Source organism: Klebsiella variicola (assembly GCF_000828055.2).
Classification (GTDB): domain Bacteria; phylum Pseudomonadota; class Gammaproteobacteria; order Enterobacterales; family Enterobacteriaceae; genus Klebsiella; species Klebsiella variicola.
This window is the reverse complement of sequence record NZ_CP010523.2, coordinates 4,238,438-4,252,180: the sequence shown is the minus strand read 5'-3', so window position 1 is coordinate 4,252,180 and position 13,743 is coordinate 4,238,438. Positions and strand designations below refer to the sequence as shown.

At 58.9% G+C, this 13,743-nt stretch carries 14 protein-coding genes; 9 read left to right on the top strand and 5 right to left on the bottom strand.

All coding sequences use genetic code 11. The annotated features are described in order from the left end of the window. The first annotated feature begins 144 nt into the window (after positions 1 to 144). Entirely contained in the window at positions 145 to 513 is a 369-nt protein-coding gene (locus tag SP68_RS19935) for a helix-hairpin-helix domain-containing protein (RefSeq protein WP_016160379.1), read from the top strand. A 111-nt stretch (positions 514 to 624) separates the two neighbouring features. Beyond that, positions 625 to 1,026, top strand: coding sequence for a YbgC/FadM family acyl-CoA thioesterase (locus tag SP68_RS19930; RefSeq protein ID WP_008805405.1), 402 nt, complete (start codon positions 625 to 627; stop codon positions 1,024 to 1,026). A gap of 111 nt (positions 1,027 to 1,137) precedes the next feature. Here the strand turns inward: SP68_RS19930 and queC are convergent, their stop codons facing one another. Further along, positions 1,138 to 1,839 (bottom strand): 7-cyano-7-deazaguanine synthase QueC, encoded by a 702-nt coding sequence (gene queC / locus SP68_RS19925; protein WP_008805406.1) that lies wholly within the window; start codon positions 1,837 to 1,839, stop codon positions 1,138 to 1,140. 66 nt (positions 1,840 to 1,905) lie between these two features. Further along, positions 1,906 to 3,606, bottom strand: coding sequence for an SgrR family transcriptional regulator (locus tag SP68_RS19920; RefSeq protein ID WP_008805407.1), 1,701 nt, complete (start codon positions 3,604 to 3,606; stop codon positions 1,906 to 1,908). 127 nt (positions 3,607 to 3,733) lie between these two features. Here SP68_RS19920 and cof point away from each other — a divergent pair, with 127 nt between their 5' ends. Further along, positions 3,734 to 4,552, top strand: a complete 819-nt coding sequence (cof, locus tag SP68_RS19915; RefSeq protein WP_012968825.1) for an HMP-PP phosphatase — start codon at positions 3,734 to 3,736, stop codon at positions 4,550 to 4,552. A 44-nt stretch (positions 4,553 to 4,596) separates the two neighbouring features. Here the strand turns inward: cof and SP68_RS19910 are convergent, their stop codons facing one another. Further along, the gene (locus tag SP68_RS19910; RefSeq protein WP_032729445.1) at positions 4,597 to 5,649 is read right to left on the bottom strand and encodes a PLP-dependent cysteine synthase family protein; all 1,053 of its coding nucleotides are present in this window, start codon (positions 5,647 to 5,649) and stop codon (positions 4,597 to 4,599) included. A gap of 115 nt (positions 5,650 to 5,764) precedes the next feature. Here SP68_RS19910 and SP68_RS19905 point away from each other — a divergent pair, with 115 nt between their 5' ends. From SP68_RS19905 to amtB, 5 genes are all read left to right on the top strand, one after another. After that, complete coding sequence (locus SP68_RS19905; protein ID WP_008805409.1) at positions 5,765 to 6,223, top strand: Lrp/AsnC family transcriptional regulator; 459 nt, start codon at positions 5,765 to 5,767, stop codon at positions 6,221 to 6,223. Between the two features lie 42 nt (positions 6,224 to 6,265). Continuing rightward, positions 6,266 to 8,038, top strand: a complete 1,773-nt coding sequence (locus SP68_RS19900; protein WP_008805411.1) for a SmdA family multidrug ABC transporter permease/ATP-binding protein — start codon at positions 6,266 to 6,268, stop codon at positions 8,036 to 8,038. Beyond that, the gene (locus SP68_RS19895) at positions 8,031 to 9,809 is read left to right on the top strand and encodes a SmdB family multidrug efflux ABC transporter permease/ATP-binding protein (protein ID WP_008805412.1); all 1,779 of its coding nucleotides are present in this window, start codon (positions 8,031 to 8,033) and stop codon (positions 9,807 to 9,809) included. The genes SP68_RS19900 and SP68_RS19895 overlap by 8 nt, the downstream gene beginning before the upstream one ends. A gap of 243 nt (positions 9,810 to 10,052) precedes the next feature. Next, positions 10,053 to 10,391: a P-II family nitrogen regulator gene (glnK, locus tag SP68_RS19890; protein WP_002891893.1), complete on the top strand. Its 339-nt coding sequence runs from the start codon at positions 10,053 to 10,055 to the stop codon at positions 10,389 to 10,391. 33 nt (positions 10,392 to 10,424) lie between these two features. Next, positions 10,425 to 11,711, top strand: coding sequence for an ammonium transporter AmtB (amtB, locus tag SP68_RS19885; protein WP_012542680.1), 1,287 nt, complete (start codon positions 10,425 to 10,427; stop codon positions 11,709 to 11,711). 51 nt (positions 11,712 to 11,762) lie between these two features. Here amtB and tesB read toward each other — a convergent pair whose 3' ends face one another. Beyond that, on the bottom strand, positions 11,763 to 12,626 hold the full coding sequence (tesB, locus tag SP68_RS19880) for an acyl-CoA thioesterase II (RefSeq protein WP_008805414.1): 864 nt from the start codon (positions 12,624 to 12,626) through the stop codon (positions 11,763 to 11,765). 221 nt (positions 12,627 to 12,847) lie between these two features. On the opposite strand from tesB, the gene SP68_RS19875 reads away from it, so the two are divergent. Continuing rightward, the gene (locus tag SP68_RS19875; protein ID WP_008805415.1) at positions 12,848 to 13,339 is read left to right on the top strand and encodes a YbaY family lipoprotein; all 492 of its coding nucleotides are present in this window, start codon (positions 12,848 to 12,850) and stop codon (positions 13,337 to 13,339) included. Between the two features lie 37 nt (positions 13,340 to 13,376). Here the strand turns inward: SP68_RS19875 and SP68_RS19870 are convergent, their stop codons facing one another. After that, positions 13,377 to 13,688, bottom strand: coding sequence for an MGMT family protein (locus tag SP68_RS19870; RefSeq protein WP_008805416.1), 312 nt, complete (start codon positions 13,686 to 13,688; stop codon positions 13,377 to 13,379). Between the last annotated feature and the right edge of the window lie 55 nt (positions 13,689 to 13,743).

Here is a 13,743-nt window from a genome sequence, read left to right as displayed (position 1 = left end):
GCGTCGTTTCGCAAAAATGAGCAACATGATGTAATCCTCAAGGGCCGCTTTCGCGGCCCTTTCCATTTCTGTGATTTGCCTTTTGTCGGCCATCCGCACTGACGCTATCGTAACCTTGCTGTCTACACACAAGGAGATATCAGCATGAAATATGGAATAAAAACACTGATGGCCGCGGGCGTTCTGGTTTTCGCGGTAGGGGTACAGGGGGCGCAGGCGGCACCCGCCAGCGGTAAAGCGGTAGTGAATAAAGAAAATGTGCAGGCGACCGCTTCGGCGAAGGCGGAAGCGGTGCCCGGCGACACCGACAACGGGGCGACAAAAGTCAGCATTAACCACGCCAGCGCCGAACAGCTGGCGCAGGCGTTGAATGGCGTAGGGTTGAAAAAAGCCCAGGCCATTGTCAGCTACCGCGAAGAGTACGGGCCGTTCAAAACCCTCGATGATCTGAAGCAGGTCCCGGGAATGGGGAGCGCGCTGGTGGAGCGCAATTTAGCCCATCTGACGCTGTAAATTTTATGCCAGACCTTGCACAGCGGTGATTTTTTGCCAGGATAAAGAGGTTGCATCAAGTGGTGTGACCTCTTACCTCATAAACAACAATAACAGAAAGGCATTAGTGCTATGCAGACACAAATTAAAGTTCGCGGCTATCATCTGGACGTCTACCAGCATGTGAACAACGCACGTTACCTGGAGTTCCTTGAGGAAGCCCGCTGGGACGGCCTGGAAAACAGCCCCGCGTTTCAGTGGATGATGGAGAAAAACATCGCCTTCGTGGTGGTGAATATCAATATTAACTACCGTCGTCCGGCGGTGCTGGGCGATGTGCTGACAGTGAGCAGCAAACTGGAGCAACTCAACGGCAAAAGCGGCACCCTTAGTCAGGTGGTCACCCTCAACCCCAATGGCGAAGTGGTGGCCGATGCGCTGATTACCTTCGTCTGTATCGATTTGAAGACCCAGAAGGCGCTGCCACTGGAAGGGGAGTTGCGTGAGAAACTTGACCAGATGAACTTGCGCTAACAACCGACGTGCGAGTGACGGGCCCACGGCAGGTGATGAACCCGTAGCCCCGGTAAGCGTCGCGCTACCGGGGAATTTGAGTCAAAGCTCCGGTAAATCGCGCCCCGGAGGCTATGCCTGTGCCAGCCCGGTTTTTTGCTTCATCACCGCCATTACGCCAACCTTGTCCCCCAGATACTGGTTGAGTCCGTTTGCGCGCAGGTTACAGGCGGCGCACTGGCCGCAGCCATCGCCCTTAATGCCGTTGTAGCAGGTGAGGGTTTCCTGGCGCACCAGATCCAGCTGACCCCAGAAGTCGGCAAGCGCCCAGGTCTCGGCTTTATTCAGCCACATCAGCGGCGTCTCAAAGCGAATATCTTTCGCCATCCCAAGGCTGACGGCGTGGTGCAGCGCTTTGACAAACTCATCGCGACAGTCCGGGTAGCCGGAGAAGTCGGTCTCGCACACGCCGGTGATGATGGCTTCGGCTTTCACCTGATAGGCGTAGATTGCCGTCAGGGTTAAAAACAGAATATTGCGCCCGGGGACAAAGGTGTTGGGAATGCCTTCGGCATCAGGCTGATAGTCCGGTACCGGAATGTTATCGCGGGTCAGGCTGCTGACTGCCAGTTCGTTGAGCAGAGTGACGTCCAGCACTTTATGCGCGACGGCGCCCAGTTTCAGGGCGAGTTCGCGCGCAACGTCGATTTCCGCGCGGTGGCGTTGGCCATAATCAAAAGTGACGCAATGCACTTCATCATACTGTTGCAGAGCCTGCACCAGACAGGTGGTTGAATCTTGTCCTCCGCTGAAGACAACTACGGCGCGTTTCATGGCAATTCCTGACTAAATGAGTAAAGGCGCTATGGTAGCGCCAGACGCGCGCGGCGACCAGCTCTCTCACGTCAACGAGGCCGGCAGCCAGGCGCTGGCGAAGTCAAACCAGCCCCGGGCGTTGAGGCGCAGGCCATTGACCCCCGGCGGCGCGCTGATCCGATAGTTATACTTAAACAACGGCGTCATGATGGCGTCTTCCATCAGACTGTTGAAGACGTTGCGCAGCGCATCGTTGCGGCTGCGGGCGTCGGGCTGAGACTGCACGGCGTCTAATGTCGCCTGCAGATGGGCATATTGCGCCCCGGTCAGCAAATTAGGCCACAGCATATCGCAGCGCAGCCACTGCTCCAGGGCGTACTCCGGCGCTTCGCCGATCAGTCGGTCGCCCATCATCAGGTCGGCCTGCCCCAGATGCTGACAGCCTTCCCAGTTTTTGGCGTCATGAAAAATGATCGTCAGTTCGCAGCCCAGCAGAGCCAGCCGTTGCCTCAGTTGCTCGGCCATCGCATGAAGCTCGACCGGCAGATGATAGAGCAGAGTGAGCCTGGCCGGCAGCGGCACCGCGTTGTTTTCCGGTCCCTGCGGGATGGACCATCCCGGCAGCACCTCATGGCTTGGCGTAATCAGATCCTCCTCCAGCGGCAGCGTTTCCAGCAGCGACGAGTGATGGATTATCGACACCAGCCGCTGGGCCTGCGTTTTACTAAGACGCGGGCTGTGGCGCAGGGTCAGATAGCAGAAGCCAAGGCTGATACGGTTGCTGACCTGGCGCAGATTGTGGAGCTCTTCGCGATCGCCGATGGTGATCTGCACCGGGTGGCGGCAACTGGTGCCGAGATCGCGGTCAAAGAGCTGAGGAGTGATCCAGTATTCCACCGCCTGGATCAGCGGATGCTGCAGGTGGTACCGGGGATGGTTCTCCAGGCGGACGAGTTCCGGACTAAACCGCTTCAGGCGGAATGGCCCGCAGCCGATGGCCGGATCGTCGGGATGCGCCAGCACGCTGCAGTAGCTGGCCAGGCGGAACGGCAGCCAGTAGTCAGGACGATGCAGCGTGATGGTGAGACACTGGGCGTGAGTGACATCGATACGGCTGATGCTGGCGAAGAGGGTCCGTAAGGCGGGCAGCTCAAGCAGCAACCGTAACCGCTGCCGTAGCTGTGCGGTTTGCACCGCATCGCCATTGTGCCAGTACAGCGTGGAGCGAATGTAAAAATGCCAGCGCAGGCCGTCCGGTGAGACCTGCCAGTGATGCGCCAGATCGCCGATCGGCATATTGTCGCCTTCATCGAAGCGCGTCAGCCCGGCATAGATCTGCCCGGCCAGATGCTGCTCGGCGCGTCCGGGGAGAAAGCCAGGACGCAGCGGCTCCAGTGGGCGATAGTAAGGAATACGCAGCGTCGGAGTATTGTTTTGCCACTGACCGCCGAGGAAGGGATGGAGCAGGGCTTTCAGCTCCACCGGGGCCAGCTGCGCCAGCTCCAGCGCGTTTTGCTGCTGACCGTTGTTCAGCGCCTGCTCCATCATCTCGTTGCGCAGACTTTCCGGGGTTTTGTGAAATGAGAGCTGTCCGCGTTTGCCGCGCCCGGAGCTGGCCTGCCAGCTTAGCCACCCCGCCTCCTGCGCCTGACGCAGCAGAGTGCGGACGTGGCGTTCGCTACAAAAACAGCGCTCCGCCAGTTCGCCGACGGTCACCTGCTGCGGCGCCCCGGCTGAGGGTTGCCACAATCGCTGGTATTGATTTAAACGGTGTAAGAGTCGCATGGGGGCCGTCATCCACCGGGCCGCTGTAAACCCGGAACAATTAATAATATCTATTCACTATTACTTCCGTATATCCCAGGTGATACTGCAACACAAGCGAAGCCCATCACACATCGGGGAATACACCATGGCAAAACTGGCCGCATTTGATATGGACGGCACCCTGCTGATGCCGGACCATCGTCTCGGCGAGCAAACGCTCACCGCGCTGAAACGGCTGCGGGAACGTAATATCACCCTGACGTTCGCTACCGGTCGCCATGTGCTGGAGATGCACCATGTGATTGGCGAATTTTCCCTGGACGCATTTCTGATCACCGGCAACGGGACGCGCATCCATTCGCTGGAAGGGGAGGAGCTTTATCGCCAGGATCTCGCTCCCGAGGCGGCGGAAGCGGTGCTGCACAGCAAATGGGATACTCAGGCCAGCATGCATGTGTTTAACGATGGCGGCTGGTTCACCGGTCAGGCAAGGCCTGAATTGTTGCAAGCGCATGTCTTCAGCGGCTTTCACTATCAACTGTGCGATCCGAAACGCATGTCGGCGCAGCATGTCACCAAGATCTGTTTTTGCGGCGATCATGACGATCTCCGCCGCCTGCGGATCCAACTGAATGAGACGCTGGGCGATCGCGCGTTTCTCTGCTTCTCGGCGATGGACTGTCTGGAAGTGCTGCCGGTCGGGTGTAATAAAGGTGCGGCGCTGGCGGTGCTCAGCCAGCACTTAGGCTTCACCCTGCAGGAGTGCATGGCGTTTGGCGATGCGATGAATGACCGCGAGATGCTGGGCAGCGTTGGGCGGGGTTTTATCATGGGCAACGCGATGCCGCAGCTGAAAGCCGAGCTGCCGCATCTTCAGGTTATCGGAGACTGCCGGCATCAGGCGGTCTCCCACTTTTTAACGCATTGGCTGGATAATCCTGATCTTCCTTATTCCCCCGAATAGAGAGACCCTTCCGGCAAGCCAGATAGTTTTCTATCTGGCTTTTTTTATCGCCTGCCGACCAGCGCGGCGATCTCCGCCTGCCTGGGCGCGATATCGCCGATATTGGCGGCCACCCACTGCGGGTTGTAATAGGTTTCCAGGTAGCGCTCACCGCTGTCGCACAACAGCGTGACGATGGAACCCGTTCGCCCTTCCTCGCGCATCCGCGCGGCCAGCTGCAATACGCCCCACATATTGGTGCCGGTAGAAGCGCCGACCTTGCGCCCAAGCTGTGTTTCCAGCCACAGGGCGGTGGCCACGCTCGCCGCATCCGGTACGCGCAGCATCTCGTCGACGACGTCGGGAATAAATGACGGTTCGACGCGTGGGCGGCCGATGCCTTCAATTTTGCTGCCGACCGGGCTGCGCAGGGTGGCGTCGCGGGTCTGCCAGTATTCGAGGAAGACCGAATTCTGCGGATCAACGACCATCAGCTGCGTCTCATGGCCCTGGCTGCGAATATAGCGGCCAATGGTTGCCGAGGTGCCGCCGGTGCCGGCGCTCATGACGATCCATGACGGCTGCGGGTGCGGTTCATGGCTCATCTGACGGAAAATACTGTCGGCGATATTGTTATTGCCGCGCCAGTCGGTGGCCCGCTCGGCAAAGGTGAATTGATCCATATAATGGCCGTTCAGCTCGCGGGCCAGCGTTTCGGAAGCATCGTAGATTTCGCAGGCGCTCTGCACAAAATGGCAGCGTCCGCCGTAAAACTCGATCTGTTCGATCTTACGTTTGGCGGTGCAGGAAGGCATCACGGCGATAAACGGCAGCCCCAGCAGGCGGGCGAAGTAGGCCTCCGAAACGGCGGTTGAACCCGAGGAGGATTCAATAATCGGCGTACCTTCTTTGATCCAGCCGTTGCACAGGCCATAGAGAAACAGCGACCTCGCCAGGCGATGTTTAAGGCTGCCGGTAGGGTGGGTGCTTTCATCTTTCAGATACAGGTGGATGCCCGGAAACGCGGGCAGCGCCAGACGGATCAGGTGCGTGTCGGCGGAGCGCTGATAGTCGGCGTTGATTTCGCTAATGGCATGTTTAACCCAGGCGCTATTCATCGTGATTTCCTGTTTGTCATTTTGTGCCTAGCTTAGCGGAAAGCGCAGGAAAAATTGTTGCCATTTAGCCTTTGGATTACCATTATGAGAGCAAAATTTTCTCTTCGGATGCCCTATGCTAGATAAAATTGACCGTAAGCTGCTGGCGCTGCTGCAGGAAGATTGCACCCTCTCTTTGCAGGCGCTGGCCGATGCCGTTAATCTGACCACCACGCCCTGCTGGAAGCGCCTGAAAAGGCTCGAAGATGAAGGTATTTTGCGCGGGCGCGTCGCCTTACTGGATGCCGAAAAGGTGGGGCTGGGCCTGACGGCGTTTGTCCTGATCAAGACTCAGCATCACAGCAGCGACTGGTATGGCCATTTTGTGAGCGAAGTGACGCAGATGGCGGAGGTGCTCGGCTTCTGGCGGATGGCAGGAGAGTATGATTACCTGCTGCGGGTGCAGGTGGCCGATATGAAACGCTATGACGATTTTTATAAACGTTTAGTGAACAGCGTGCCGGGGCTGTCGGATGTCACTTCGAGTTTTGCCATGGAACAGATAAAATATACCACCGCCTTGCCTGTCGAATAACGGTATTGCGCCGTAACCCATTACAAATCAGGATTTTACTGCTTGCGATTATTTGCTCAACTCAGCTGGTACTTCCGCCGGGAGTGGCGCCGCTATCTTGGCGCGATTGCCCTGCTGGCCATTATTGCCGTCCTGCAGCTTATTCCGCCGAAGGTGGTGGGCATTGTGGTGGACGGCGTGACGCAACAACATTACACCGCAGAGAAGGTGTGGATGTGGATCGGCGCGCTGGTGCTGGTCGCGGTAATGGTTTACCTGCTGCGCTATGTCTGGCGCGTGCTGCTGTTCGGCGCCTCTTACCAGCTGGCGGTCGAACTGCGGGAAGATTTTTACCGGCAACTGAGCCGTCAGCATCCGGCATTCTATTTGCGCCATCGCACTGGCGATCTGATCGCCCGCGCCACCAACGATGTTGACCGGGTGGTATTTGCCGCCGGTGAAGGGGTGTTAACCCTGGTGGATTCGATGGTGATGGGCTGTGCGGTATTGATTGTGATGTCGACGCAGATTAGCTGGCAGCTCACCCTGCTGGCGCTGTTGCCGATGCCGCTGATGGCGCTGGCGATCAAACGCAACGGCGATGCGCTTCACGAACGTTTTCGCGTGGCCCAGGCGGCCTTTTCCAGCCTTAACGATCGCACACAGGAGAGCCTGACCAGCATCCGCATGATTAAGGCTTTTGGGCTGGAGGATCGCCAGTCGGCGCAGTTTGCCGCCGATGCCGCCGATACCGGCGCGAAAAATATGCGCGTGGCACGCATTGACGCGCGTTTCGACCCCACCATCTATATCGCCATTGGGGCCGCTAACCTGCTGGCTATCGGCGGCGGCAGCTGGATGGTGATCCACGGCAGCCTGACGCTGGGCCAGCTGACCAGCTTTGTGATGTATCTTGGCCTGATGATCTGGCCGATGCTGGCGCTGGCGTGGATGTTTAACATTGTTGAGCGCGGTAGCGCGGCCTATGGCCGTATCCGCACGATGCTCGAAGAGGCGCCAGCGGTGGACGACGGTACTGAAGCAGTGCCTGCAGGCCGCGGTGTCCTGCAGGTTGCCATCCGCAACTTCATCTATCCGCAGGCGAGTAAACCTTCGCTGGAGCAGGTTAATTTTACCCTCCAGCCGGGGCAAATGCTGGGTATCTGCGGGCCGACGGGCGCCGGTAAAAGTACCATTCTGGCGCTGCTGCAACGTCATTTTGACGTCACCAGCGGCGAGATCCGCTTTCACGATCTGCCGCTGCCGCGTCTGCAGCTCGACAGCTGGCGCGCCCGGCTGGCGGTGGTCAATCAGACGCCATTTTTATTCTCTGACACCGTCGCCAATAATATCGCGCTGGGCAAACCGGATGCGACACCAGCGCAGATTGAACGCGTGGCACGGCTGGCCAGCGTGCATGACGACATTCTGCGCCTGCCCCAGGGGTACGATACCGAGGTGGGCGAGCGCGGCGTGATGCTCTCCGGCGGCCAGAAACAACGCATCTCGATTGCCCGCGCTCTGCTGCTGGAGGCTGAAATTTTGATCCTTGATGATGCTTTGTCGGCGGTAGATGGCCGTACGGAGCACCAGATCCTGCACAACCTGCGCCAGTGGGGGGAGGGGCGGACGGTGATTATCAGCGCCCACCGGCTGTCGGCGCTGACCGAGGCCAGTGAAATTCTGGTGTTACAGCATGGGCATATTGCCCAGCGTGGCCGCCATGAGGCGCTGGCCGTGCAGCCAGGCTGGTACCGCGACATGTATCGTTACCAGCAGCTGGAAGCCGCGCTTGACGAGGTTCCGCAGGCGCAAGAGGAGGCCCTGGATGCGTAGCTTTACCGAACTCTGGCCGACGCTTAAACGCCTGCTGGCCTATGGTTCTCCCTGGCGTAAGCCGCTGGCCATTGCGGTGGGGATGATGTGGATCGCGGCGGCGGCGGAAGTGAGCGGCCCGCTGCTCATCAGCTATTTCATCGATAATATGGTGGCGAAGCATACGCTCCCGCTGAAGCTGGTGGCAGGCCTGGCGGTAGCCTATATCGGCCTGCAGCTGCTGGCGGCATTACTGCACTATAACCAGTCGCTGCTGTTTAACCGCGCCGCGGTCGGCGTCGTCCAGCAGTTGCGTAGCGATGTAATGGATGCCGCCCTGCATCAGCCGCTCAGCGAGTTTGATACCCAGCCGGTTGGGCAGCTTATCTCGCGGGTGACCAACGATACGGAAGTCATTCGCGATCTGTACGTGACGGTGGTGGCGACGGTGCTGCGCAGCGCGGCGCTGATCGGCGCGATGCTGGTGGCGATGTTTAGCCTCGACTGGCGGATGGCGCTGGTGGCGATCGCGATCTTCCCGGCGGTGCTGATCGTGATGATCATCTATCAGCGCTATAGCACGCCGATCGTGCGCCGGGTGCGCGCCTGGCTTGCTGATATCAACGATGGTTTCAACGAAGTGATCAACGGCATGGGGGTGATCCAGCAGTTCCGCCAGCAGGCGCGCTTTGGCGAACGGATGCGCGAGGCCAGCTATGCCCACTATCTGGCGCGGATGCAGACGTTGCGCCTCGACGGTTTTCTGCTGCGCCCGCTGCTGAGCCTTTTTTCCTCGCTGGTGCTGTGCGGGCTGCTGATGCTGTTTGGCTTTAGCGCGGTGGGCACGATCGAGGTCGGGGTCCTGTACGCGTTTATCAGCTATCTCGGACGCCTTAACGAGCCGCTTATTGAGCTGACCACCCAGCAGTCGATGCTGCAGCAGGCGGTGGTCGCCGGCGAACGCGTTTTTGAGCTGATGGATCGCCCGCGCCAGGCGTGGGGCTCGGATGACGCGCCGCTGAGCAGCGGCCGGGTGGAAATTGACCATCTCTCCTTTGCCTACCGGGGGGATCGACTGGTCCTGCAGGATATCAGTCTGGATATTCCCTCCCGCAGCTTCGTGGCGCTGGTCGGGCATACCGGCAGCGGGAAGAGTACTCTCGCGAGTCTGATGATGGGCTATTACCCGTTAACCCACGGGGAGATCCGCATCGATGGCCGGCCGCTTGCTTCCCTCAGCCACAGCGCGTTGCGTCGGGGCATCGCGATGGTGCAACAGGATCCGGTGGTGCTGGCGGATACCTTCTACGCCAACGTCGCGCTGGGTCGGGATATCAGTGAGACGCAGGTCTGGGAAGCGCTGGAGGCGGTGCAACTGGCGGAGGTGGCGCGCAGCATGAGCGATGGCCTGTACACTCAGCTGGGCGAGCAGGGCAATAACCTCTCCGTTGGGCAGAAACAGCTGTTGGCGCTGGCGCGCGTGCTGGTGGAGACCCCGCAGGTATTGATTCTGGATGAGGCGACGGCAAACATCGACTCCGGCACCGAGCAGGCGATCCAGCAGGCGCTGGCGAAAGTCCGCCAGCATACCACCCTCGTGGTTATCGCCCATCGACTGTCAACCATCGTTGAGGCCGATACCATCCTGGTGCTGCATCGCGGTCAGGCTGTCGAGCGGGGCACCCATCAGCAGCTGCTGGCGGCGAAGGGGCGTTACTGGCAGATGTATCAGCTGCAGCTGGCTGGCGAAGAGCTGGCGGCCAGCGCCCGGGAAGAGTCGCTCAGCGCCTGATGCACCACCAGCAGGCAGCGAACAAAGCGTGGCCTGCCGTGGTGCAAAAACGTTACATTAAATGCACTGTTGTGGTGCATTTTTGCGCTGCAAACGCGTTTCAGCAGGCAATTGTCTGACCTGTCCCCTGTTTTTTACCATCAAAGGGCCGCTCTGCGGCCTTTTTTCATTTCTGGCATAGCCCTTGCTTTATATCCATCGTGTTAGCTGCGGCCATTACCGAATACTGCCTGGAGGGGACTTATGAAGCTGGTTACCGTGGTAATCAAACCATTCAAACTGGAAGACGTGCGTGAAGCCTTGTCTTCCATCGGCATTCAGGGCCTGACGGTCACTGAAGTCAAGGGCTTTGGCCGTCAGAAAGGTCATGCGGAGCTCTACCGCGGCGCCGAGTATAGCGTCAACTTTCTGCCAAAAGTGAAGATTGATGTGGCGATTGCCGACGATCAGCTGGATGAAGTCATCGATGTGATCAGCAAAGCGGCTTACACCGGAAAAATTGGCGACGGCAAAATTTTTGTCGCTGAATTGCAGCGCGTCATTCGCATCCGTACCGGCGAAGCTGACGAAGCGGCACTGTAATTTCCAGACCACACAGTGATGGGGAACGAAACAATGAAAATGGCAACAATGAAATCGGGTCTGGGGGCATTAGCCCTTCTTCCGGGACTGGCAATGGCCGCGCCCGCAGTGGCGGACAAAGCCGATAACGCGTTTATGATGATTTGCACCGCGCTGGTTCTGTTTATGACCATCCCGGGGATCGCGCTGTTTTACGGCGGCCTGATCCGCGGCAAAAACGTCCTTTCCATGCTGACTCAGGTGATTGTGACCTTTGGCCTGGTCTGCGTACTGTGGGTGATTTATGGCTATACCCTGGCCTTCGGCACCGGCGGCAGCTTCTTCGGTAGCTTTGACTGGGTGATGCTGAAAAATATTGAACTGAAAGCGCTGATGGGCACCTTCTATCAGTACATCCACGTGGCCTTCCAGGGCTCGTTCGCCTGTATCACCGTCGGGCTGATCGTGGGGGCGCTGGCTGAGCGTATTCGTTTCTCCGCCGTGCTGATTTTCGTGGTGGTGTGGATGACGCTCTCTTATGTTCCGATTGCGCACATGGTCTGGGGCGGCGGTCTGCTGGCGACCCACGGCGCGCTGGACTTCGCGGGCGGCACCGTTGTACACATCAACGCCGCGGTTGCCGGGCTGGTGGGGGCGTACATGATGGGCAAACGTGTGGGCTTCGGCAAAGAAGCGTTCAAACCGCACAATCTGCCGATGGTGTTCACCGGAACCGCCATCCTCTACGTGGGCTGGTTCGGCTTCAACGCCGGCTCCGCCAGCGCAGCGAACGAAATTGCCGCACTGGCTTTCGTCAACACCGTCGTCGCCACAGCGGCTGCCATCCTGGCGTGGACCTTTGGTGAATGGGCTCTGCGCGGCAAACCTTCACTGCTGGGCGCCTGCTCCGGGGCGATTGCCGGTCTGGTTGGCGTCACACCAGCCTGTGGGTATATCGGTGTCGGTGGGGCGTTGATTGTGGGTATCGCATCTGGTCTGGCGGGCATCTGGGGCGTAACGGCGCTGAAACGCTGGCTGCGGGTTGATGACCCTTGCGACGTCTTCGGCGTCCACGGCGTCTGCGGCATCGTCGGCTGTATCCTGACCGGTATCTTCGCGGCCACCTCTCTGGGCGGCGTGGGTTATGCAGAAGGCGTCACCATGGGCCATCAGCTGCTGGTGCAACTCGAGAGTATCGCGATTACCATCGTCTGGTCGGGCGTTGTCGCTTTCATTGGCTACAAAGTGGCGGACATGACCGTGGGGCTGCGCGTACCAGAAGAGCAGGAGCGCGAAGGACTGGACGTCAACAGCCATGGCGAAAACGCCTACAACGCCTGATAGAAAACCCTTCTCCCTGTAGCAAAAAGCCTCCCGTCAGGGAGGCTTTTTTTATGCGTTGCGGTTACGCATCACCCCTTCCTGGACCGTTGAAGCCACCAGCGTTCCATCCTGAGTGTAGAACTCGCCGCGGACGAAGCCACGGGCGCTGGAGGCCGAGGTGCTTTCAACGCTGTATAACAGCCATTCATTGATATTAAACGGCCGGTGGAACCACATTGAGTGGTCGATAGTGGCGACCTGCATGCCAGGCTCAAGGAAGCCGACGCCGTGCGGCTGCAGCGCCACCGGCAGGAAATTAAAGTCCGAGGCATAGCCCAGCAGATATTGATGAATGCGCAGATCGTCGGGAACAGCGCCATTGGCGCGCAGCCACACCTGGCGCACCGGTTCAGCAATATGGCCTTTCATCGGGTTATGAAATTCGACCGGGCGGATCTCCAGCGGTTTATCACAGAGGAATTTATCTTTTACCTGCGGCGGCAGAAGGTGTGCCAGCTTGCGGGCGATATCGGTTTCCGAGTGCAGGCCGTCAGGAGAGGGGGCCGGCGGCATCGCTTTCTGATGCTCATAGCCGTGCTCTGGCGCCTGGAATGAGGCGGTCATATAGAAGATTGGCTTCCCGTTCTGAATGGCGGCCACTCGCCGGGCGCTAAAGCTGTTGCCGTCGCGCAGTACTTCCACATCGTAGACGATCGGTTTCTGGCTGTCGCCGGGGCGCAGAAAGTAGCTGTGAAACGAATGTACCAGACGTTCAACGGGCACGGTCTCTTTTGCCGCATACAGCGCCTGGCCCACCACCTGGCCGCCAAAAACCTGGCGCAATCCCAGGTCTTCGCTCTGTCCGCGGAATAACCCTTCCTCAATTTTTTCCAGATCTAATAATGCCAGCAGGTTAGAGAGTGCCTGACTCATACTTATCCTCAATTAATGATAGCGGCGCAGCGCGGTGCGCGTGATGTGGCAAAGTATAACCTGGAATCGCAAGTGGTCCGATGGGTGTAATAATCTGAATAACGAGGGGGCAACAGGAACAAATCTGAGATCTGTGCCACACTTATTGACGACACGAAAGTTCCTGCCGGCGAAGCGGCGGAACATCCTCCTGGGTATTAAGGGATGATAAGGAGAACATCATGAAATTTGCCTATATGTTTAGTGCCTTAGCCGTCGCCGCGACGCTAACCGCCTGTGCTAATCACCACTCTACCAGTTCTTCGACTCAGGCAGCCGCGCCCGACCCTTATGGCATCGCGACGCTGAGCGTGGCACAGCAGCAGCCGAGCGTTACGGGGACGATTAATATCCGCCAGAGAATCGCTTTACCGCCGGATGCGGTACTGACGGTGACCCTGTCGGATGCTTCTCTGGCAGATGCGCCAGCCCGCGTGTTGTCGCAAAAAGCGGTGCGTACCGAAGGCAAACAGGCGCCATTTAACTTTGCCCTGCCTTACAATCCGGCAGACATTCAGCCGAACGCCCGTATTCTGCTGAGTGCCGCGATCGCGGTGAACGGCCAGCTAATGTTCATTACCGATACCGTGCAGACGGTGATAAACCAGGGTGGGACGCATGCCGACCTGACGCTGGTTCCGGTCACGCAGACCGCCGTCCCCGTTGCGCAATAAGCTCGCCGAGCCCCCTGACGGGGGCTTTTTTTTGTCTTCAGTAAACCCAGCGATAATGCTGGAGATCGATATGGCCGCTGCCGGAGACCTGAACCCCTTCGGCCAGCAACGCCTGGCGCTGTCGCTGAAGATCGGGCCCGGTGAGGGAGATATCGCCATGGCGATTGACCACCCGATGCCAGGGCAGGGTTGACCCTTCCGGCAGGCGCTTCAGTACGCCACCTACCTGGCGCGCGGCGCGCGGTGAACCGGCCAGGCGGGCGACATCGCCGTAGGTGGCGACATAGCCTTCCGGTATCGACGCCACGATATGCCAGACGCGTTGGGGGAATGTGTCGTGCGGATCCATGTTCAGCCCTGTTAACCGGAAAACGCCAGCATAAGCGCTGAGGCGCAGGCTGTAC

Excerpts from the sequence above, each read along its gene's own strand:
- SP68_RS19935 (WP_016160379.1), top strand. The coding sequence starts at position 145 with ATGAAATATGGAATAAAAACACTGATGGCCGCGGGCGTTCTGGTTTTC.
- queC (WP_008805406.1), bottom strand. The coding sequence starts at position 1,839 with ATGAAACGCGCCGTAGTTGTCTTCAGCGGAGGACAAGATTCAACCACC.
- SP68_RS19870 (WP_008805416.1), bottom strand. The coding sequence starts at position 13,688 with ATGGATCCGCACGACACATTCCCCCAACGCGTCTGGCATATCGTGGCG.
- cof (WP_012968825.1), top strand. The coding sequence starts at position 3,734 with ATGGCAAAACTGGCCGCATTTGATATGGACGGCACCCTGCTGATGCCG.
- tesB (WP_008805414.1), bottom strand. The coding sequence starts at position 12,626 with ATGAGTCAGGCACTCTCTAACCTGCTGGCATTATTAGATCTGGAAAAA.
- SP68_RS19910 (WP_032729445.1), bottom strand. The coding sequence starts at position 5,649 with ATGAATAGCGCCTGGGTTAAACATGCCATTAGCGAAATCAACGCCGAC.
- glnK (WP_002891893.1), top strand. The coding sequence starts at position 10,053 with ATGAAGCTGGTTACCGTGGTAATCAAACCATTCAAACTGGAAGACGTG.
- SP68_RS19875 (WP_008805415.1), top strand. The coding sequence starts at position 12,848 with ATGAAATTTGCCTATATGTTTAGTGCCTTAGCCGTCGCCGCGACGCTA.
- SP68_RS19920 (WP_008805407.1), bottom strand. The coding sequence starts at position 3,606 with ATGCGACTCTTACACCGTTTAAATCAATACCAGCGATTGTGGCAACCC.
- SP68_RS19895 (WP_008805412.1), top strand. The coding sequence starts at position 8,031 with ATGCGTAGCTTTACCGAACTCTGGCCGACGCTTAAACGCCTGCTGGCC.
- SP68_RS19930 (WP_008805405.1), top strand. The coding sequence starts at position 625 with ATGCAGACACAAATTAAAGTTCGCGGCTATCATCTGGACGTCTACCAG.
- SP68_RS19905 (WP_008805409.1), top strand. The coding sequence starts at position 5,765 with ATGCTAGATAAAATTGACCGTAAGCTGCTGGCGCTGCTGCAGGAAGAT.
- amtB (WP_012542680.1), top strand. The coding sequence starts at position 10,425 with ATGAAAATGGCAACAATGAAATCGGGTCTGGGGGCATTAGCCCTTCTT.